General features: G+C 66.7%; 16 protein-coding genes. 15 read left to right on the forward strand and 1 reads right to left on the reverse strand.

All coding sequences use genetic code 11. From position 1 onward, the window contains the following. The first annotated feature begins 30 nt into the window (after nt 1–30). The 8 genes from AC1DW0_RS04955 (at nt 31) to AC1DW0_RS04990 (ending at nt 10,905) form a co-directional block, all read left to right on the forward strand. A complete protein-coding gene (locus tag AC1DW0_RS04955; RefSeq protein WP_477945088.1) occupies nt 31–2,076 on the forward strand; it encodes an alpha-L-arabinofuranosidase C-terminal domain-containing protein in 2,046 nt (681 codons plus the stop codon). Nucleotides 2,077–2,285: 209 nt separating this feature from the next. Beyond that, nucleotides 2,286–3,236: an ABC transporter substrate-binding protein gene (locus AC1DW0_RS04960; protein WP_457388749.1), complete on the forward strand. Its 951-nt coding sequence runs from the start codon at nt 2,286–2,288 to the stop codon at nt 3,234–3,236. 89 nt (nt 3,237–3,325) lie between these two features. Next, nucleotides 3,326–4,864 (forward strand): sugar ABC transporter ATP-binding protein, encoded by a 1,539-nt coding sequence (locus AC1DW0_RS04965; protein ID WP_477945089.1) that lies wholly within the window; start codon nt 3,326–3,328, stop codon nt 4,862–4,864. Between the two features lie 11 nt (nt 4,865–4,875). Continuing rightward, nucleotides 4,876–7,812, forward strand: coding sequence for a glycoside hydrolase family 31 protein (locus AC1DW0_RS04970; RefSeq protein ID WP_477945090.1), 2,937 nt, complete (start codon nt 4,876–4,878; stop codon nt 7,810–7,812). A gap of 17 nt (nt 7,813–7,829) precedes the next feature. Continuing rightward, nucleotides 7,830–8,816, forward strand: coding sequence for an ABC transporter permease (locus AC1DW0_RS04975; RefSeq protein ID WP_457353468.1), 987 nt, complete (start codon nt 7,830–7,832; stop codon nt 8,814–8,816). Beyond that, nucleotides 8,813–9,790: a galactofuranose ABC transporter, permease protein YjfF gene (yjfF, locus tag AC1DW0_RS04980; protein WP_477945091.1), complete on the forward strand. Its 978-nt coding sequence runs from the start codon at nt 8,813–8,815 to the stop codon at nt 9,788–9,790. The genes AC1DW0_RS04975 and yjfF overlap by 4 nt, the downstream gene beginning before the upstream one ends. A 67-nt stretch (nt 9,791–9,857) precedes the next feature. Further along, the gene (locus tag AC1DW0_RS04985) at nt 9,858–10,589 is read left to right on the forward strand and encodes a DUF6250 domain-containing protein (RefSeq protein ID WP_477945092.1); all 732 of its coding nucleotides are present in this window, start codon (nt 9,858–9,860) and stop codon (nt 10,587–10,589) included. A gap of 16 nt (nt 10,590–10,605) precedes the next feature. Then, nucleotides 10,606–10,905 carry a hypothetical protein gene (locus AC1DW0_RS04990; RefSeq protein WP_477945093.1) on the forward strand — a complete coding sequence of 100 codons (300 nt, stop codon included), beginning with the start codon at nt 10,606–10,608 and terminating at the stop codon, nt 10,903–10,905. A 17-nt stretch (nt 10,906–10,922) separates the two neighbouring features. Here the strand turns inward: AC1DW0_RS04990 and dnaA are convergent, their stop codons facing one another. Continuing rightward, entirely contained in the window at nt 10,923–12,383 is a 1,461-nt protein-coding gene (gene dnaA, locus AC1DW0_RS04995; protein WP_477945161.1) for a chromosomal replication initiator protein DnaA, read from the reverse strand. A gap of 382 nt (nt 12,384–12,765) precedes the next feature. On the opposite strand from dnaA, the gene rpmH reads away from it, so the two are divergent. The 7 genes from rpmH (at nt 12,766) to AC1DW0_RS05030 (ending at nt 18,881) form a co-directional block, all read left to right on the forward strand. Further along, a complete protein-coding gene (rpmH, locus tag AC1DW0_RS05000; protein WP_054021782.1) occupies nt 12,766–12,900 on the forward strand; it encodes a 50S ribosomal protein L34 in 135 nt (44 codons plus the stop codon). Between the two features lie 47 nt (nt 12,901–12,947). After that, nucleotides 12,948–13,427 carry a ribonuclease P protein component gene (locus tag AC1DW0_RS05005; RefSeq protein WP_457388754.1) on the forward strand — a complete coding sequence of 160 codons (480 nt, stop codon included), beginning with the start codon at nt 12,948–12,950 and terminating at the stop codon, nt 13,425–13,427. A 26-nt stretch (nt 13,428–13,453) separates the two neighbouring features. Beyond that, on the forward strand, nt 13,454–13,741 hold the full coding sequence (gene yidD / locus AC1DW0_RS05010) for a membrane protein insertion efficiency factor YidD (protein WP_056192512.1): 288 nt from the start codon (nt 13,454–13,456) through the stop codon (nt 13,739–13,741). Continuing rightward, nucleotides 13,734–15,455 (forward strand): membrane protein insertase YidC, encoded by a 1,722-nt coding sequence (gene yidC / locus AC1DW0_RS05015; RefSeq protein ID WP_477945094.1) that lies wholly within the window; start codon nt 13,734–13,736, stop codon nt 15,453–15,455. Before yidD ends, yidC begins: the two co-directional genes overlap by 8 nt. Nucleotides 15,456–15,654: 199 nt before the next feature. Continuing rightward, complete coding sequence (gene mnmE / locus AC1DW0_RS05020; RefSeq protein WP_457353478.1) at nt 15,655–17,019, forward strand: tRNA uridine-5-carboxymethylaminomethyl(34) synthesis GTPase MnmE; 1,365 nt, start codon at nt 15,655–15,657, stop codon at nt 17,017–17,019. A gap of 169 nt (nt 17,020–17,188) precedes the next feature. Further along, a complete protein-coding gene (locus AC1DW0_RS05025; RefSeq protein ID WP_162247719.1) occupies nt 17,189–18,454 on the forward strand; it encodes a choice-of-anchor K domain-containing protein in 1,266 nt (421 codons plus the stop codon). Between the two features lie 115 nt (nt 18,455–18,569). Then, nucleotides 18,570–18,881 carry a hypothetical protein gene (locus AC1DW0_RS05030; RefSeq protein WP_157280993.1) on the forward strand — a complete coding sequence of 104 codons (312 nt, stop codon included), beginning with the start codon at nt 18,570–18,572 and terminating at the stop codon, nt 18,879–18,881. Nucleotides 18,882–18,907 lie beyond the last annotated feature (26 nt).

An 18,907-nucleotide genomic window follows, 5' to 3' on the forward strand; every position in this document is an offset into this window, starting at 1 on the left:
GCGCAGTTTCACTCACGGACCATCCTGCCCATGACCTCGAACATTCCATCGCACAGCGCCGCCATGCCCATCGTGCAACGCCGCTTCCGCCTCTCCCGCCTGGTGTCGCTGGTTGCGCTGATCGCCCCGCTGGCGATGGCGCAGACCACCGTCAGGATCGACCTCACCAAGCCTGGCCTGCCGGTCAGCCCGACCCTGTACGGTTTGATGACCGAGGAGATCAACTTCTCCTACGACGGCGGCCTGTATGCGGAACTGGTGCGCAACCGCGCCTTCAAGAATCACGGCTACACGCCGGAACACTGGTCGCTGGTGCAGGACGCCGGCGGCAGCGCCGCGATGGCGCTCGACGAGCGTTACCCGGTCGCCGGCACTGCCCTGACGACCAGTCTGCGGATCGACGCCGAGAACGCTTCGCCGGGTCACCGTGTCGGTATCGCCAATGCTGGCTACTGGGGCATCCCGGTCACGCCGAACACCAGCTACCGCGCCAGCTTCTACGCCAAAACGTCCGGCGCCGCCGGCGTGCCGCTGACCATCAGCATTGAAGGCGTCGACGGCAAGACCGTCTACGCCCAGGCCGAAGGCGGCCGCATCGACGGCCAATGGAAGCGCTACAGCGTCACCCTCACCACCGGTGCGAACGTCAAGCCGACCGCCGAAGCGCGCCTGGTGCTTGCCACCGAAAGCCCGGGCAAGGTGTGGTTCAACCTGGTGTCGCTGTTCCCGCCGACCCACAAGGACCGGCCGAACGGCCTGCGACCCGACCTGATGCAAAAGATGATCGACATGAAGCCGGGCTTCCTGCGCTTCCCCGGCGGGAACTATGTCGAAGGCGGCAGCGTGACGAACCGCTTCAAGTGGAAGGAAACGCTGGGCCCGATCGACCAGCGCCCAGGCAATCCCGGCACCTGGGGCTACCGCTCCACCGACGGCATGGGGCTGCTCGAATTTCTGCTGTGGTGCGAGGACATGAAGGCCGAGCCGGTGCTGGCGGTGTTCGCCGGCTACGCGCTCAACGGCGAGTCCGTCCCAGTCGGCAAGGAACTGCAGCCCTTCGTCCAGGACGCGCTCGACGAAATCGAATATGTGACCGGCGACGTGAGCACGAAGTGGGGCGCCAAGCGCGCCAAGGACGGCCATCCGGCGCCGTTCAAGCTGCGCTATGTCGAGATCGGCAACGAGGATGGCTTCGAGAAGAACAAGACCTACGACGGCCGCTACACCCAGTTCCACGACGCCATCAAGAAGAAGTACCCGAAGATCAAGCTGATCTCCACGGTCAATGGCAAGGACTGGCTGGGCCAGCAACAGAAGTTGTCCAGCCGGGTGCCCGACCTGATCGACGAGCACTACTACTACAACCCGATGGAGATGATGAACGACGCCGCGCGCTATGACAGTTATGCGCGCAGCGGGCCGAAGGTCTTCATCGGCGAATGGGCGGGGCAGGAAGGCTCGCCGACCACCAACCTGCACGGCGCACTGGCCGATGCCGCCTTCATGGCCGGCATGGAGCGCAATGCCGACATCGTCGAGATGTCCTGCTACGCGCCGCTGTTTGTGAACGTGAACCCGGGCGGCATGCAGTGGCAGTACAACCTGATCGGCTACAACGCGCAGTCCAGCTTCGGTTCGCCGTCGTACTACGCGCAAAAGATGTTCAGCAACTATCTGGGCAATGTTTCGCTGCCGGTGCACGCCGAGAAGGTCGGCATGCAAACCTGGCAGCAAGAGGCCAAGAAGGAGACGCCGCAGGACGTGCCGCCGGCCAAGCAGGTGCCGACGATGTTCTTCTCGGCGACCAAGTCGGACCAGCGCGGCGAGATCTACCTGAAGGTCGTCAACGCGATCGGCAACGCGCAGACGGTGCAGGTCGACCTGGCCGGCGCCGTCAAGGTGGCGGCCGAAGGCGAGGCAATCGTACTGAGCTCGACGCACAAGGAAGACACCAACACCATCGCCGAGCCGACCAAGGTGGTGCCGGTGACGAGCAAGGCGAGCGGGCTCGGCAAGCAGTTCAGCTACAGCTTCGCGCCGTATTCAGTGACGGTGCTGGTGCTGTCGACCAAATAGGCCGCTAGTACCACTTGGACGCGCTGTGTCGGTTCCTTTGTTTACCTGGCCATTCCGACACAGACGCGGCGACCGCGCCAGGCCGCTCGGCCAGAGATGAGAGACTGGCCCATACCGAAATCGACATGGCTTGACGGAGAAATGTCATTGGTCGCGCATCACTGGCCTTCCTACCATCGGCTGTCACAAGACCCCAGATGGAGACAACCATGAGAATTCTGCGTCGCAGCCTGCTGGCCGCCGCTTTGCTGACCCCTGCGTTCAGCGCCCTCGCCGCCCCGCTCGTCATGGGCTTCTCCCAGGTGGGCGCCGAAAGCGAATGGCGCACCGCCAACTCCGCTTCCATCAAGGCCGCGGCCAAGGACGCCGGCATCACGCTGAAGTTTGCCGACGCCCAGCAGAAGCAGGAGAACCAGGTCAAGGCCATCCGCAGCTACATCGCCCAGAAGGTCGACGTCATCGCCTTCTCGCCGGTCGTCGAATCCGGCTGGGACACGGTGCTCAAGGAAGCCAAGACGGCCGGCATCCCCGTCATCCTGACCGACCGCGCCGTCAAGGTGGCCGATCCGTCGCTCTACGTCACCTTCATCGGTTCGGACTTCGTCGAAGAAGGCCGCAAGGCGGCCAAGTGGCTGCTCGAGCGCGCTGCCAAGACGCCTGGTGCTTCGCTGAACATCGTCGAGCTGCAGGGCACCGTGGGCTCGGCGCCCGCGATCGACCGCAAGAAGGGCTTCGAGGAGGTCATCAAGACCAACTCCAAGCTGCAGATCATCCGCTCGCAGTCGGGTGAGTTCACGCGCGCCAAGGGCAAGGAAGTGATGGAGTCCTTCCTGAAGCAGCGCGACAAGAAGATCGACGTGCTGTACGCGCACAACGACGACATGGCCATCGGTGCGATCCAGGCGATCGAGGAAGCCGGCCTGAAGCCTGGCGTCGACATCGTCATCATCTCCATCGACGGCGTGCGTGGCGCCTTCGAGGCGATGAAGGCCGGCAAGCTCAACGTCACCGTCGAATGCAACCCGCTGCTGGGCCCCCAGCTGATGCAGCTGGCCAAGGATGTGGTCGCCAAGAAGCCGGTCGAGAAGCGCATCACCGTGACCGAGGGCGTGTTCCCGGCGGAAGTGGCGGCCAAGGAATTGCCGAACCGGAAGTACTGAGTGAGAACCGAGGACAGGACCAGCGTCCTGTCCGACGCCTCACGAAGGACTCGGCGCTTGCAAGCGCCGAGGCTTGAGAACGCGAAACCATGACTCTCCATAGAACCGCCGAGCCCGTGCTGGAGCTCTCCGGCATCCACAAAGGCTTCCCCAGCGTCAAGGCGCTCAGCGACGTCAGCCTGCGCCTGTTCCCCGGGGAAGTTCATGCGCTGATGGGCCAGAACGGCGCCGGCAAGTCCACCCTCATCAAGGTGCTGACCGGCCTCTACACGCCCGAAGCCGGCACCATCAAACTCGGCGGCGAGACCATCGCCCCGCGCCGCACCGAAGAAGCCCAAGCCCTCGGCATCCAGACCGTCTACCAGGAGGTCAACCTCTGCACCAACCTCAGCGTCGCAGAAAACATCTGCGCCGGGCGCTTCCCGCGCCGCTGGGGTCGCATCGACTGGTCTGCGGTGAACGCCGAAGCCAAACGAGTGCTCGCCCAGATGGACCTCGACATCGACGTGACCACGCCGCTGTCGCGCTACTCGCTGTCCGTCCAGCAAATGGTGGCCATCGCCCGCGCGCTGCGCGTGCAGGCCCGCGTGCTCATCCTGGACGAGCCCACCTCCAGCCTCGACGACGCGGCCGTGCAGCGCCTCTTCACCGTGCTGCGCCGCCTGCGCGAGCAGGGCCTGGCCATCCTCTTCGTCACCCACTTCCTCGACCAGACCTACGCACTGGCCGACCGCATCACGGTCATGCGCAATGGCGAGACCGAGGGCGAGTACCTGGCGAGCGACCTCAGCCGTCTGGCCCTCGTCAACAAGATGGTGGGCGCGCCGCCCGACCAGCAACCCACCCGCCTGGACAGCCGCGCCCCGAACACCGGCGCCGCGGTGTTGAAGGCGCAAGGGCTGACCCGGCGCGGCGCGCTGCACCCGCTCGACCTGGAGCTCAAGCGCGGCGAGGTGTTGGGCCTGGCCGGCCTGCTGGGCTCCGGCCGCACCGAGGCCGCGCGCCTGCTGTTCGGCGCCGACGCCGCCGATGCGGGTCATGTGGAAACCGAAGGCCGTACGGGCCGCTGGCACTCGCCGCGCGAGGCCATCGCTGCCGGCATCGCCTTCTGCTCCGAGGACCGCAAGCACGAAGGCGCCATCCTCGACCTCTCGGTGCGCGAGAACATCCTGCTCGCGCTGCAGGCCCGGCACGGCCTGGGCCTCGTCATGAGCCGTGAAGCGCAGCAGGCCCTGGCCGACGACTACATCAAGCGCCTGGGCATCAAGACGCCGAGCGCCGACACGCCCATCGGGCAACTCAGCGGCGGCAACCAGCAGAAGGCCCTGCTGGCGCGCTGGCTGGCCACGAATCCGGCCGTGCTCATCCTCGACGAGCCCACGCGCGGCATCGACGTGCGCGCCAAGGAAGACCTGATGGATGCCGTGCGCGCCCTGGCCCACAAGGAAGACGGCAGTGGCATGTCCATCCTCTTCATCTCGTCTGAGTTGCCCGAGGTCCTGCATTGCAGCGACCGCGTCCTCGTGATGCGCGACCGTCGCGCCGCCGGCGAATACCGCCGCGGCGAGCTGGACGAACGCAGCGTGCTTGAAGTCATCGCCGCGGAGCCTGTCCCGGCTGCAGCCTGAACGTGTCCAACATGAATCACACCACCGTTCCCGCGCTGCGCGCCGCCCTGGCCGCCCTGGCCACCCTGACCCTGCTCTGCCTGGCGGCACTCACACCGGCCGCGCTCGCGCAGTCGCCGACCGGTCTTGACGCCCAGGGCCAGGCACAGCGCCAGCCACTGACGCCCGACGCACGCGGCTTTGCGTGGACGCCGCTGGCCGCAGGCGCCCAGGTGCAGCTCGGCGCGCTGACCCGCAACATCTTGTTCTACGGGCCAGGCCTCGTCCGCGTGACGGCTCACCTGGGCCAGAGCCATGCCACCCAGCCCAGCCTGGTGGTCGTGGCCGCGCCGCAGGCCGTGCCGCTGGACGTGAAGGAGTCTGCCGACGCGTTGGTGCTGACCAGCGCGGCCGTGCGTGTGGAGATCGACAAGCGCAGCGGAGCCCTCGCCTTCTACCGGCCTGATGGCAGCCTGTTCACCCGCGAGCAGGCGCCCGCCGCGCTCAAGGCCATCGAGATATCCGGCGCGCCGACCTACGCGATGACGCAGGCCTTCAGCCTCACGCCCGACGAGTCGCTCTACGGCCTGGGCCAGTACAACGAGTCCTACATGGACTACCGCGGCCGCGACGTACTGATGGTGCAGACCAACATCGGCACCGTCCTGCCCTTCATGATCTCGACGCGGCGCTGGGGCGTGCTGTGGGACGTCTATTCCAAGATGCGCTTCACGGACGACGCCAAGGGCGCCCGTTTCTGGGCCGAGAGCGCGCCGGCCGGCGCCGACTACTACCTCGTCGCCGGCACGACGATGGACGACCTGATGGCGGGCTACCGCCAGCTCACCGGCGCGGCGCCCATGTTCCCGAAGAGCGCCCTGGGCCTGTTCATGAGCAAGGAGCGCTACAAGACGCAGCAGCAGTTGCTCGACGTCGCGAAGCGCTTCCGTGCCGACCACTTCCCGCTCGATACCATCGTGCAGGACTGGCAGTACTGGGGCGGTGACAAGGACGGCACCTGGAGCGGCATGACCTGGAACGCCGAGCGCTTCCCCGACCCGCGCGGCATGGTCGACACGCTGCACCGCGAACTGAACACCAAGCTGATGGTGTCCATCTGGCCCTCGATCGGTGACGACACGGCACTTGCCAAAGAGCTCGACGCCAAGGGCCTGCGCTTCGCGCCCAAGCACTGGATCTCGGGCAAGGCGCAGGTCTACGACGCCTTCAGCGCCGAAGGTCGGGCCATCTATTTCAAGCACACCAAGAAGGGCCTGTTCGACATCGGCGTGGACGCGCTGTGGATGGACGGCACCGAGGTCGAGGTGGGCGGCGCCGCGCATGACCCCGGCGAGGTCGAGGCCGACATCAAGCGCCTCGGCCGCAATGCCATGGGCGACTTCACGCGCTACCTCAACGTCTACAGCCTGGTCACGACGCGCGGCGTCTATGAAGGCCAGCGCGCCAGCGGCAACAAGCGCGCGATGACGCTGACCCGCTCCGCCTGGGCGGGCCAGCAGCGCTACGCCGCGCTGCCCTGGTCGGGCGACACGACGTCCAGCTGGGCCACGCTGCGCGCGCAGATCGCCGGCGGCCTGAACGTCGGCATGGCCGGCACGCCTTACTGGTCGCAGGACACCGGCGGCTTCTTCGTGCCCTACCCGGGCGGCGAGCGCAACCCGGCCTGGCGCGAGCTGTACGCGCGCTGGAACCAGTTCGGCATCTTCAACCCCATCTACCGCATCCACGGCACGGACGTCGAGCGCGAGCCCTATCTGTACAAGACGCTGGACCCGGCCGTCTACCGTTCGCTGTTGAGCGCCGCGCAGCTGCGCTACCGGCTGCTGCCCTATCTCTACGGCCTGGCCTGGCGCGCCCACGAAGAGGGCTACGTGATGATGCGCGGCCTGGCGATGGACTTCCCCGACGAGACCGCGCTGCGCAAGGTGGACGACACCTATATGTTCGGCCCCGCCTTTCTCGTGCAACCCGTCACCCGGTCCACGCTCTATGCCGAGGTGCCGCCTGCCGCCACCATTCCCGCCAGCGCGCTGCGTACGCCTTCCGGCGAGCCGGGGCTGGCGCTGGAGTACTTCGCCGGCATGAATTTCGAGAAGCCGGCCAGCCGCACCGTAGACGGCCCGGTCGCCCACGACTGGCCGCCCGCGCCGCTCGGAAGCGTGCCGCCCGGCCTGCAGAGCCTGAACCAGTTCTCGGCGCGCTGGCAGGGCACGCTCGTCGTGCCCGAATCGGGTGAGTACGAGATCGGCGTCGAGGGCGACGACGGCTTCCGCCTGTGGCTGGACGACAAGCTCCTGGTCGACGACTGGAAGAACGGCGCCGCGCGCTTCGAGGGCAAGCGCGTCATGCTGAACGCCGGCCAGGCCGTGAAGCTGCGTATCGAGTTCTACCAGGACGGCGGCGGGCGCAAGCTGCGCCTGGCCTGGCGCACGCCCGGCCAGCTGCTGGCGCTGGCCGACGAGCAACGCCACATCGACAAGCGCCAGGCCACGCTGCTGCCGGCGGGCGCCGCGTGGTTCGACTTCTGGAGCGGCCGCCGCCACGCCGGCGGCGAGACCGTGTCCCGCGAGTACCCGCTGGACCAGTTCCCGCTGTTCGTGCGCGCCGGCAGCATCGTGCCGATGGGCCCGGTCATCGAGCATGTCGGTCAGCGGCCCGATGCGCCCATCGAGCTGCGCATCTACCCGGGTGCCGACGCACAGTTCACTCTCTACGAGGATGACGGTGAGACCTACCGTTACGAGAGCGGCGAGCGCGCCACCGTCACACTGCGCTGGGACGACGCCCGGGGCGTGCTGGACGTTGGCGCACGCGACGGCCGCTTCCCCGGCCTCGTCGAGCAACGCCGCTTCGACGTGACGCTGGTCGACGCGCCCGGCCGCAGTGCAAAGACCCGGTCCGTCCTTTACCGCGGCAAGGCGACGGCGCTGCATTTCCCGAGTCCATGAGTTCTCCCGCCCTCGCCATGTCTTCTCCTCCCGCGCCCGCTGCCTTCTGGCGCCATCCCCTGCTGAGGCCGCTGGCCGCGCTGGCACTGCTGCTGCTCGTCGCGGCCGTCTTCGTGCCCGGCTTCCTGCACCTCGAGATCAAGGACGGCCACCTCTACGGCAGCCTGGTCGACATCCTGCACCGCGCCGCACCGCTGATGCTCGCCGCTTTGGGCATGACCCTCGTCATCGCCACGCGCGGCATCGACGTGTCGGTGGGCGCCGTCGTCGCCATCGCCGGCACCGTGGGCTGCGTGCTGGTCGGCTCGCACGGCCTGGCCATTGCTTTCGCGGCGGCCCTCGGCGCTGCCCTGCTGTGCGGCCTGTGGAACGGCCTGCTCGTGTCCGCCCTGGGCCTGCAGCCCATCATCGCGACGCTGATCCTGATGGTCGCCGGCCGCGGCCTGGCGCAGCTGCTGACCGACGGCCAGATCATCACCGTCTACGAACCCGCCAGCTTCTTCTGGCTCGGCGGCGGCTATCTGCTCGGCCTGCCGGTGTCGCTGTTCATCGTCGCCGTCGTCGGCGGCCTCACCGCGCTGCTGATGAAGCGAACGGCCCTGGGCCTGTTCATCCAGACCGTCGGCATCAACCCCGTCGCCGCGCGCCTGGCCGGCGTGCGCACGGCGGCCATCGTCTTCTTCGTCTACGTCTACTGCAGCCTCGGCGCGGGGCTGGCGGGGCTGATGATCTCGTCCAACATCAAGAGCGCCGACGCCAACAACGCCGGCCTGCTGCTGGAGCTGGACGCCATCCTCGCCGTCACCCTCGGCGGCGGGCAATTGAGCGGCGGCAAGTTCAGCCTGGCCGGCAGCCTCATCGGCGCGCTGATCATCCAGACGCTGACCTCCACCATCTATGCGATGGGCGTGCCGCCGCAGGTCACCATGGTCGTCAAGGCCGTCGTCGTGTTCGCGGTCTGCATCTCGCAGTCCTCGGCCTGGTCGACCTGGAGGAAGGCATGAAAGCCTTGCGTGCGGCCATGGCCGCTCCCTCCTTCACCAGCTGGGTCAGCGTCGTGCTGATGGCCGTGCTCTTCATCGCCGGCGCTGCCAACTACACGGGCTTTGCATCGACGCAGGTCGTCTCCAACCTGCTCATCGACAACGCCTTCCTGCTCGTCATCGCGGTGGGCATGAGCTTTGTCATCCTGTCCGGCGGCATCGACCTGTCGGTGGGTTCGGTGCTGGCGCTCACCACCATGGTCGCCGCGTGGCTGCTGCAGGTGGCACACTGGCCGGCGGAGCTGGTCATCGTCATCGTGCTGCTCGGCGGCGCGGCCTTCGGCGCGCTGCAGGGCCTCGTCATCCACGTGTTCAAGCTGCAGGCCTTCATCGTCACGCTGGCCGGCATGTTCCTGGCGCGCGGCCTGTGCTTCCTCATCAGCGTGGACAGCATCACCATCGACGCGCCGCTGTTCGTCTCCCTGTCACAGACGCAGATCCCGCTCTTTGCAGGCGCCTTCCTGTCGCCCGGCGCGGTCATCGCCCTCGTCGTGCTCGGTGTCGGCCTGTGGGTCGCGCACTACACCGCCTTCGGCCGCACCGTCTACGCACTGGGCGGCAGCGAGGCCTCGGCGCTGATGATGGGCCTCAACGTCGGCCGCGCCAAGGTCGCCGTCTACGCGCTCAGCGGCTTCTGCGCCTCGCTGGCCGGCCTGCTGTTCGCCTTTTACATGCTGAGCGGTTACGGCCAGCATGCCCAGGGCGTGGAGCTGGATGCGATCGCCGCGGTCGTCATCGGCGGCACCGTGCTGACGGGCGGTTATGGCTATGTAGCCGGCGCGTTGTCGGGCGTGCTGGTGCTCGGTCTGATCCAGACGCTGATCGCATTCGACGGCACACTCAGCTCTTGGTGGACCAAGATCGTCATCGGCGCCCTGCTCTTCGTCTTCTGCGCCGTGCAGCGCCTGCTGTCCCTGAAGAAGGTTGCTGCCTGATGCTCAAGAGGCGGTCTCTCGATCGCGCTGTGGCCTTGACGTGCGCCAGGCTCAAGGCCAACGGGCCATGGAGCTGCGCCCATTCGTCGCCTGGCTGCAAACCATGAAAGTCCCGCGCCGCGCGCTGCTGTTCTGGCTGGCGTTTTGCGGTGCAGCGATGGCCGACCCCGCACCGCTGGGCGAGCGCGGCCGGCTGATCTTCAGCGATGACTTCAAGCAGGCGCTGGACCCGGCCACCTGGGTCGCGGAGATCGAGGCAAAGCCCGGTTCGACGGTTCGCACCGAGAACGGCCGCCTTGTCCTCGACACGGCCGGCGGCGTCACCGTCTGGCTGAACCGGCGCCTGAGCGGCAACCTCCTCATCGAATACCGCCGCCGCATCGTCCTGCAGGGCGGCGCCAACGACAGGCTCAGCGACCTCAACCAGTTCTGGATGGCGACCGGTGCCGGCGGCGGCTCCCCGCTGGGCCGCAATGGCGCGTTCGAGTCCTATGACGCCTTGAGCCTGTACTACTTCGGCATCGGCGGCAACGGCAACACCAGCACGCGGCTGCGCAAGTACGGCGACGGCCAGCGCGTGTTGTTGCAGGAGCGGCTGGACGCCGAACACCTGCTCAAACCCAACCACGACTACTTCGTCCAGACCCTCGTCAAGGACGGTCGCTCAACTGTCTACGTCGACGGCCAGTTGCTCTTCGAGCACCGCGACGCGAGCCCGCTGCGCGAAGGCTGGTTCGGCCTGCGCAGCACCTGGTCGCGCCAGCTGGTCGGTGCGCTGCGCATCTACGCGCTGGACTGAGTTAGCCTGCGCAGCGATGCGCTACCTGATCTTCGATTTCAGCGACGGCGACGACGGCATCGCCACGCTGGAGGCCATGGCCGCGACGCGAGCCGAGGAGCACAGCCGCGTACTGGCCGAGGCTCAGCAGGTGCTGGACTGGGCGCACAGCCACTTCCCTGGTCGCCACGGCCCGGTCGAGGACGGCCAGGCCTGGGACCACGAGCTGCTCGTGCAGCAGGAGGAGGGCGGTTGGCTGACCGTCACACTGACGCTGAGCGCGGCGGCGGAATTCCTCGAGGCATTCCTGGCGGTCTACGGCGAAGCCGAAGACTGAGCGCCTCAGCCCTTGATTCAACCCTTGAGCGTCTGCTCCAGCACGTGCAGCTGCTGGTTCAGCTCGGTGTTCTTCTGGCGCTCGGCGCCGATCTTGCGCACCGCGTGCAGCACGGTCGTGTGGTCCCGCCCGCCGAAGAGTTCGCCGATCTCGGGCAGGCTCTTCTGCGTCATCTCCTTGGCCAGGTACATCGCAATCTGGCGCGGCCGGGCGATGCTGGCCGGGCGCTTCTTGGAGTACATGTCGGCGATCTTGATCTTGTAGAAGTCGGCCACCGTCTTCTGGATGTTCTCGACACCGATCTGGCGGTTCTGGATGGACAGCAGATCCTTCAGCGCCTCGCGGGCCAAGGTGATGCTGATCTCCTTGTGCGAGAACTTGGCATAGGCCAGCACCTTGCGCAGCGCGCCTTCGAGCTCGCGCACATTGGCGCGCACGTTCTTGGCGACGAAGAAGGCGACGTCCTCGGGCATGGGCGTGCCCTCGGCCTCGGCCTTCTTGATCAGGATGGCGACGCGCATCTCCAGCTCGGGCGGCTCGATGGCCACCGTCAGGCCGGCGTCGAAGCGACTGGTGAGGCGCTCGTCGATGTCCACCAGCCCCTTGGGGTAGGTGTCCGACGTCATGATGATGTGCGCCTTCTTGGCCAGCAGCGCCTCGAAGGCGTTGAAGAACTCCTCCTGCGTGCGGTCCTTGCCGGCGAAGAACTGCACGTCATCGATCAGCAGCAGGTCCAGCGAGTGGTACTTGGCCTTGAGCTCGTCGAAAGTCTTGCGCTGGTAGTTCTTGACGACGTCGGAGATGAACTGCTCGGCGTGCAGATAGAGCACGCGGGCGTCCGGGCGGTCCTTCAGCAGCGCGTTGCCCACGGCGTGGATCAGGTGGGTCTTGCCCAGGCCGACGCCGCCGTAGATGAACAGGGGGTTGTAGGTCACGCCCGGCGCGCCGGCGACGTGAAGTGCGGCCGTGCGCGCCATCTGGTTGGCGCGGCCGGGCACCAGCGTGTCGAAGGTCAGCTGCGGATTGATGCGGTGCTTGGCCGAGGCGGGCGCCTGCGAGGGCAGCATGATGGTGCTGGCCGGGGGCGCGCTGACGGGCCGCAGCGCGGCGCTCGGTTCGGCCGCCAACGCCGACGGCTGCTGAGGTGCCTGAGCGGCGCCCGACATCGAGCTGGGCACGGTGATGGGCACACTCGACGCATCGCGCGCAACCAGGGACAGCTCCAGCCGCGTCGGGCGGCCGGCCAATTCGGTCAGGATGGCTTCGATGCGGGCCGCGTACTGACGGCGGATCCAGTCGCGCTTGAAGTGGTTGGGCACCTTCAGCGTCGCCACGAGGGCGCTGTCGGCGGCTTCGCCAGACACCGTGGCGGGTGGCAGCGGGCGAATCCAGGTGTTGAACTGCTGTTCAGGCAGCTCGGTGGCCAGGCGCTCGCAGCCCCGCCGCCAAAGCTCTGACGCCCAATCCGGCGAATTCATGCCCTCTAAGCCCGTCATCACGCCCGTCTTCAAAGCCTGCACCCCATCCACCGTATGTTCTTCTTCGCTCATTGTGGAAAACTTCTTTTCGAGCGGCTGGATTGTACGGACCCGAGGCCACCGAAGGACGGGTTATCCACAGAATTTGGCAGGGGGTCAATCCCTGGCAAACCCGGCTTGAGACTGGCGACTTATTGACCGGGTCGGCGGCTTCTGCTGTAATGCCGGGTTTTCGCGCATTGCCGGCCGGTTGCGACTGGTTCGCCATGCGCTTTTCTTGCCGGATACGAACCGGCCATTCTTGCCGGGTGTCAAAACCGGCCTTCTTGCCGGGTGCCAACCGCTGTGCCCGGCCTGCACAAACCCTCCAAAGAGGTTTCCCATGAAGCGTACCTACCAAGCCTCCAAGACCCGCCGCGCCCGTACCCACGGTTTCCTGGTGCGCATGAAGACCCGCGGTGGCCGTGCCGTCATCGCCGCACGCCGCGCCAAGGGCCGCAAGCGCCTGGCCGTCTAAGCCGCGCGACGACGCCACCCGTGCGTCGTCAGCCTGTCGGGCACCCGATGATCGGCAAGCTGCAGCGCCCGGTGGACTTTGAGCGTGTGCTCGGCAGACAAAGCCGGGCCCGCAGCGCGCATTTCGCGCTGCACCATCTCTCGGCCAACCCGGCGCCCAGCGCTTGGCGTGCCGCCAAGTTGCGCACAGCCTCAGCCGAGTTATCAACAGGCGAATCACAGCCTGTTCACAACCCTGTGGAACAGAACCCGCCCACTGCGCCTGAAGGCTGCTGGGTGGGCATCGTCGTTCCCAAGCGGCATGCCAAGCGCTCCGTGACACGCCAGCTCTTGAAGCGCCAGATCCGCGCCGCATTTGCTGCAGCGACCGGCATGCCGCCGGGTTTGTGGGTTGTCCGCTTGCGCGCTCCGTTTGACCGCCAGAAGTTCCCCAGCGCCGCTTCCGACGCGCTGCGCCAAGCTGCCCGAGCCGAGCTGGCTCAGCTTCTGGATAAAGCCATGGCGTCCAAGCCGGGCACGAAGACGTGAAGCCGAGCTGGCCCGCCCGCGCTTTGATGGCCATCGTGCGCGGCTACCGCCTCATGCTCAGCCCCTGGCTGGGCAACGCCTGCCGCTTCGAGCCGACCTGCTCCCGCTACTCGCTGGGCGCACTTGAGAAACACGGTGCGCTGGCCGGCAGCTATCTGACCGTCCACCGCATCCTGCGCTGCCAGCCCTGGTGTAACGGCGGGCACGACCCCGTGCCTGACAATCCGCCGCGGCTGTTTTCCCGCCTCCTCTCTCCCCCCGTGACGCGCGCCTCCTGCGCGTCCTCTTCCTCGTCCGAGTCTCCTCATGACTGATATTCGCCGCACCGTGCTGTGGGTGGTGTTCACGATGTCTCTCGTCCTGCTCTGGGACGGTTGGCAAAAGCACAACGGGCATCCCTCGATGTTCAGCCCGACGCCCAAGACCGTGTCGACGGCACCGGCCGGACCTGCGTCGTCTGGCGTACCGGCAGCGACCGTTGCTGGCGGTACGGCTGCTGCCCAGGCGCCCACGACCGCCGCACCAGTGGCCGCGCCGTCCGAGCAGATCACCATCCGCACCGACGTGCTGACGGTCACGGTGGACACCCTGGGCGGCGACATCGTCCGCGCCGAGCTGCCCAAATACCTGACGTCGCCGGACCCGACCGTCACCGACCAGCTGCTGCAGATGGTGCATCTGCAGAAAAAGCCCGAGTTCACGCCCCAGCCGGTCGTGCTCTTCAATGAGGGCCAGCACTACCGGGCCCAGACCGGCCTGGTCAGCGCCCAGGGCCCGCTGCCTGCCCACACCACGCCGATGACGGCGGTGGCCGGCGAGCGCGAGCTCAAAGAGGGCCAGAACGAGGTCAAGCTGCGCCTGGAATCGGCCGAGGTCGGTGGCGTCAAGCTCATCAAGACCTTCACGTTCAAGCGCGGTGTCTACACGGTGGGCGTTACGCATGAAGTCGTCAACCACGGCGCCGCGCCCGTCACGCCGCAGGTCTATCTGCAGTTGGTGCGTGACGGCAGTACCGTCACCGGCGGCGCGGCTTTCACGCCCAGCTTCACGGGCCCGGCGGTCTACAACAGCAACACCAAGTTCAAGACGCTGAAGTTCGAGGACATCGACAAGGGCAAGGTCGACATCGAGAAGCAGGCCAACGACGGCTGGGTTTCGATGGTGCAGCATTACTTCGCCAGCGCCTGGCTCGTCAATGAAGCCGGCAATCGCGAGTTCTTCGTGCGCAAGCTACCTGGGCAGGCCGGCGTGCGCGGCGACGCCTACGCCACCGGCATGGTTTTCACGCTGCCCACGCTCGCACCCGACACCAGCGCGACCCAGCAGGCCACTCTCTTCGCCGGCCCGCAGGAGGAAAACAACCTCTCAGCACTGGCGCCGGGCCTGGAGCGCGTCAAGGACTACGGCATGCTGACCATCCTGGCCGAGCCGTTGTTCTGGCTGCTGGACAAGCTGCATGGCTTCATCGGCAACTGGGGCTGGACCATCGTTGCCCTGGTGCTGCTGCTCAAGATCGCGCTGTACAGCCTGAACGCCAGCGCCTACAAGTCCATGGCCCGCATGAAGGCCGTGGCGCCCCGCATCAACGAGATGAAGGAGCGCCTGAAGGACAAGCCGCAGGAAATGCAGCAGGAGATGATGAAGATCTACCGCGAGGAGAAGATCAACCCCATCGGCGGCTGCCTGCCCATCTTCCTGCAGATGCCCATCTTCATGGCCCTGTACTGGGTGCTGCTGTCCACCGTCGAGATGCGCCAGGCGCCGTGGACGCTGTGGATCACCGACCTGTCCGTGCGCGACCCCTACTTCATCCTGCCGCTGCTGATGATGGCGTCCAGCCTGTTCCAGGTCTGGCTCAACCCGCCGGCCGCCGATCCCATGCAGCAGAAGATGATGTGGATCATGCCCGTGGCCTTCGGCGTCATGTTCTTCGTCTTCCCGTCCGGCCTGGTGCTGTACTGGCTGACGAACAACATCCTGTCCATCGCCCAGCAGTGGCTGATCAACAAGCGATTGGGCGTGAACTGAATCACGTGAATCTGCACAGCCCCCGCACCCGGGGGCTTCTTTCTGCCCGGGGTTAGCAGTTCAATGGCTTCGCGGGGCAGAGAACACCGGCCCGGACGGGACTCACGAGAGCGCCCGAACCGAGCCTCCCCCGCGCCAACCTCTGATGCAGCCGCTCCTTCGAGCGGCTGTTTCTTTTTGCGCCGCGACAATTGCATTCATGCTCGCTCGTCACGCAGACACCATTGCTGCCATCGCCACCGCTCCCGGGCGCGGCGCCGTGGGCATCGTCCGCGTGTCGTCACCACAAGGCCTCGCGCCGCTCATTGAAGCCGTCTGCGGCCGCGCGCTGAAACCTCGCGAGGCGACCTACCTGCCGTTCCGCGATGAAGCCGGCGCGGCCATCGACCAGGGCCTGGCCCTGCACTTCCCGGCGCCGCATTCCTATACAGGCGAGCATGTGCTGGAACTGCAGGCCCATGGCGGCGCAGTCGTCATGCAGCTGCTGCTGGCGCGGGTCATCGAGGCCGGCGCGAGCGTTCGGCTTGCCGAACCGGGCGAGTTCACGCAGCGCGCTTTCCTGAACGGCAAGCTCGACCTCGCCCAGGCCGAGGCAGTGGCCGATCTCATCGATGCGAGTACGGAGGCTGCGGCGCGCAGCGCGAGCCGGGCGCTGGGCGGCGCGCTGTCGCACGAGGTCGGTGTGCTGCGCGACCAGCTCATCCAGTTGCGCATGCTCGTCGAGGCGACGCTGGACTTCCCGGAAGAGGAGATCGATTTCCTCGAAAAGGCCGATGCATTTGGCCGGCTGGACCGCCTGACCGCGCAACTGAGCGCCGTGCAGGCCCGCACGCGCCAGGGTGCGCTGCTGCGCGACGGCTTGAAGGTGGTGCTCGCCGGCCAGCCCAATGTCGGCAAGAGCTCGCTGCTGAATGCACTCGCCGGCGCCGAGCTCGCCATCGTCACGCCCATTCCCGGCACGACGCGCGACAAGGTCAGCCAGACCATCCAGATCGAAGGCGTACCCCTGCACATCACCGACACCGCCGGCCTGCGCGATGCGACGGCCGACGAGGTCGAGCGCATCGGCGTGGCGCGATCCTGGGACGCGATCGCGGACGCCGACGTCGTGCTCTTCCTGCACGACCTGGGCCGCGTCGGCCAGGCGACCTACGAGGCCGAGGACGAGCGCATCCGCGCGCGGCTGCTCGGTGTGGACGCAAGCCGCATCGTGCAGGTGTTCAACAAGGCCGACCTGGCTGGCGCGCCCGAAGGCGAGATTGCGCTGAGCCTGAAGACGGGCGAAGGCCTCGAAGCGCTGCGCCAGCGCCTGCTGCAGACGGCCGGCTGGCAAGCGGTGCCCGAAGGTTTGTTCATCGCTCGCGAGCGCCACGTGCAGGCCTTGGCGCGCACGGCTGAGCACCTGGCCTTGGCTCGCGAAGTTGCCGCTCAGCGCGACGCAGCGCTGGACTTGCTCGCCGAGGAGCTGCGCCTGGCCCACGATGCGCTGGGTGAAATCACCGGCGTGTTCTCGGCCGATGAGTTGCTCGGCGTCATCTTCAGCAGCTTTTGCATCGGCAAGTAGGGATTTCTGGAGTCGGCGCCACAACGGCACAAGAACGAATCCCTAACCGCACCATCCTCCTCCAAGTTGAGGAGGAACGTCGTGCATGAGGCCGCAGCTCGGCCGACAAGCATTGACTGTCCCTTGCTACAACCGGTGTACTGCGCCCATCTCAAAAGAGGGAGTCTCCATGTTGAACTTCACCGGCAAAACGGTCTGGGCATCTTTGCTTTTGCTCGCCATTGCGGCGCCCACGAGCGCAGCGGACTATGCGCTTTCAGCGGACGGGAATGCGGTCGTCCGCGTGGTGCCACAGACGTCCATCGGGAGCGCAGGATTCAACACCTCGCTCGTCACCTCTGCCTATCCGGGTTGGACAGTGAATACCGCCGGTGGAGTGGCCGGCAGCAGCATCACCCCAGGGACCTATTCGGCAGGATGGAATCAGGGCAGTGGGGGTGCACAGTTCACCGCAACTTACAGTCAAACCAGCGCCGTTGCCGCGGGGCACCAACTGCACTGGCTGCAGTTCATCGACACCAACCAGCCTCTCGGTGGCGCGTCTACGCCCTACATTGACCCACGTCCGAACGACGATAACCTGCCCTTCTACTGGACCACCAGCGAAGTGGCCGGAAAGTCAACCAGCAAGTCGGTTGCGTTCAGCGACTATTCGAAGCGCGGCGCCAACGCGCTCAATGCCGTCAATCCGGTGACCTGGAACGCCAGCCTCTATGCGGTGGAATATGACGGCGCCACGGGCATCACCGTGCGCGGCGGCGTGACTTGGGGCTGGACCATGAAACCCGCGACGGTTGGCTCGTCCAGCGCAACGTTCACCAGTCCGACACCCGGCTGCCCACCGGCCACCTGTTCCGGGCTGGGCACGCCCGCCGTGAACTGGGGCATCGGCGAACCGGGTTCGCTGAGCTTCACCGCCGCAGCCTTTTCCCCTGTGGTGGGTGACTTGTTCAAACTCGGGACCTTGACCTATCACAACGGTGCAACGCAGGTTGGAAGTGCGCTCGACGCGATCGGCCTCGATATAGCGATGAACTTTGCGAATGTCTCCGAAGCCAACTTCACCTACCACTCGCAGCTGGCCATCACCAATACGACCAACACCAACGACCCCATCGCGAGCGCCGACTTCGTCCGGTTCACGTCCGGCGGATTCACCAACACCTTCAACGTGCTCGAAGGCGGAACTGCGTCTGTCGACCTGATGGCACGGCTGACGCCGGTCCTGCAGGTCACGCCAAGCAGCACGGGCACCGGCGCCGACAAAGACCCGATTGGCGCGCCGGACCCGGCCATCCAAGGCTTCCAAGTCGAACTCGTTAGTTTTGCCAACGCGACGGCGGGTGGTTTCATCTCGTCGGTCCCTGAGCCCGCGACGCTTGCGCTTTGGCTCGTCGGCCTCTGTGCAATCGGGGCCGCTCGGCGCCGTTCCTAGAGCCGTGCGCGCGCTGGTGGTGCTCTTGCTGGCGTCGATCTCCGGCCTCGTGGGTGCTTCGGGCACGCCGGAGAACTGCATATGTTTCGAGCATGTGGGCATCCAGGACAAACCCATGCCAGACTTCTGCTTGAGCTCGCGCGACTGCACGGCCTGCGCCAAGACCGAGACCGAGACGCTGGTGCTGCCCACACCTGAATGGGCATCGGTCCAGGCCAGCCTCAGGCCGGCGGCACCGCCTGGCTTTGGGCAAAGGCTGGGCGACTACATCGCGCGCGCGCCGGATGGCTCCGCGGCAGGCGCCATTGACGGCGAGGCCATGCGTGGCCTCGTCCGGTCTCTCATCGCCTCGGCTGAGCGCCGAAACGCCGTGCCGGCGCCGCTGTTGCTGCGCCTGCAAGCCCGCCTGCAAGACGCACCCCACTGACTTGCGGGACTCAGGCATCGCCCGGA

It is taken from the genome of Roseateles sp. P4_D2, assembly GCF_056401875.1.

Bases quoted from the DNA above. Each gene is read 5' to 3' on its own strand.
- AC1DW0_RS05025 (WP_162247719.1), top strand. From the start codon at position 17,189: ATGTTGAACTTCACCGGCAAAACGGTCTGGGCATCTTTGCTTTTGCTC.
- AC1DW0_RS04970 (WP_477945090.1), top strand. From the start codon at position 4,876: ATGAATCACACCACCGTTCCCGCGCTGCGCGCCGCCCTGGCCGCCCTG.
- mnmE (WP_457353478.1), top strand. From the start codon at position 15,655: ATGCTCGCTCGTCACGCAGACACCATTGCTGCCATCGCCACCGCTCCC.
- dnaA (WP_477945161.1), bottom strand. From the start codon at position 12,383: ATGAATTCGCCGGATTGGGCGTCAGAGCTTTGGCGGCGGGGCTGCGAG.
- AC1DW0_RS04990 (WP_477945093.1), top strand. From the start codon at position 10,606: ATGCGCTACCTGATCTTCGATTTCAGCGACGGCGACGACGGCATCGCC.
- AC1DW0_RS04975 (WP_457353468.1), top strand. From the start codon at position 7,830: ATGTCTTCTCCTCCCGCGCCCGCTGCCTTCTGGCGCCATCCCCTGCTG.
- AC1DW0_RS04960 (WP_457388749.1), top strand. From the start codon at position 2,286: ATGAGAATTCTGCGTCGCAGCCTGCTGGCCGCCGCTTTGCTGACCCCT.
- yidD (WP_056192512.1), top strand. From the start codon at position 13,454: ATGGCCATCGTGCGCGGCTACCGCCTCATGCTCAGCCCCTGGCTGGGC.
- rpmH (WP_054021782.1), top strand. From the start codon at position 12,766: ATGAAGCGTACCTACCAAGCCTCCAAGACCCGCCGCGCCCGTACCCAC.
- AC1DW0_RS04955 (WP_477945088.1), top strand. From the start codon at position 31: ATGACCTCGAACATTCCATCGCACAGCGCCGCCATGCCCATCGTGCAA.
- AC1DW0_RS04965 (WP_477945089.1), top strand. From the start codon at position 3,326: ATGACTCTCCATAGAACCGCCGAGCCCGTGCTGGAGCTCTCCGGCATC.
- AC1DW0_RS05005 (WP_457388754.1), top strand. From the start codon at position 12,948: ATGATCGGCAAGCTGCAGCGCCCGGTGGACTTTGAGCGTGTGCTCGGC.
- AC1DW0_RS05030 (WP_157280993.1), top strand. From the start codon at position 18,570: ATGCCAGACTTCTGCTTGAGCTCGCGCGACTGCACGGCCTGCGCCAAG.
- AC1DW0_RS04985 (WP_477945092.1), top strand. From the start codon at position 9,858: ATGGAGCTGCGCCCATTCGTCGCCTGGCTGCAAACCATGAAAGTCCCG.
- yjfF (WP_477945091.1), top strand. From the start codon at position 8,813: ATGAAAGCCTTGCGTGCGGCCATGGCCGCTCCCTCCTTCACCAGCTGG.
- yidC (WP_477945094.1), top strand. From the start codon at position 13,734: ATGACTGATATTCGCCGCACCGTGCTGTGGGTGGTGTTCACGATGTCT.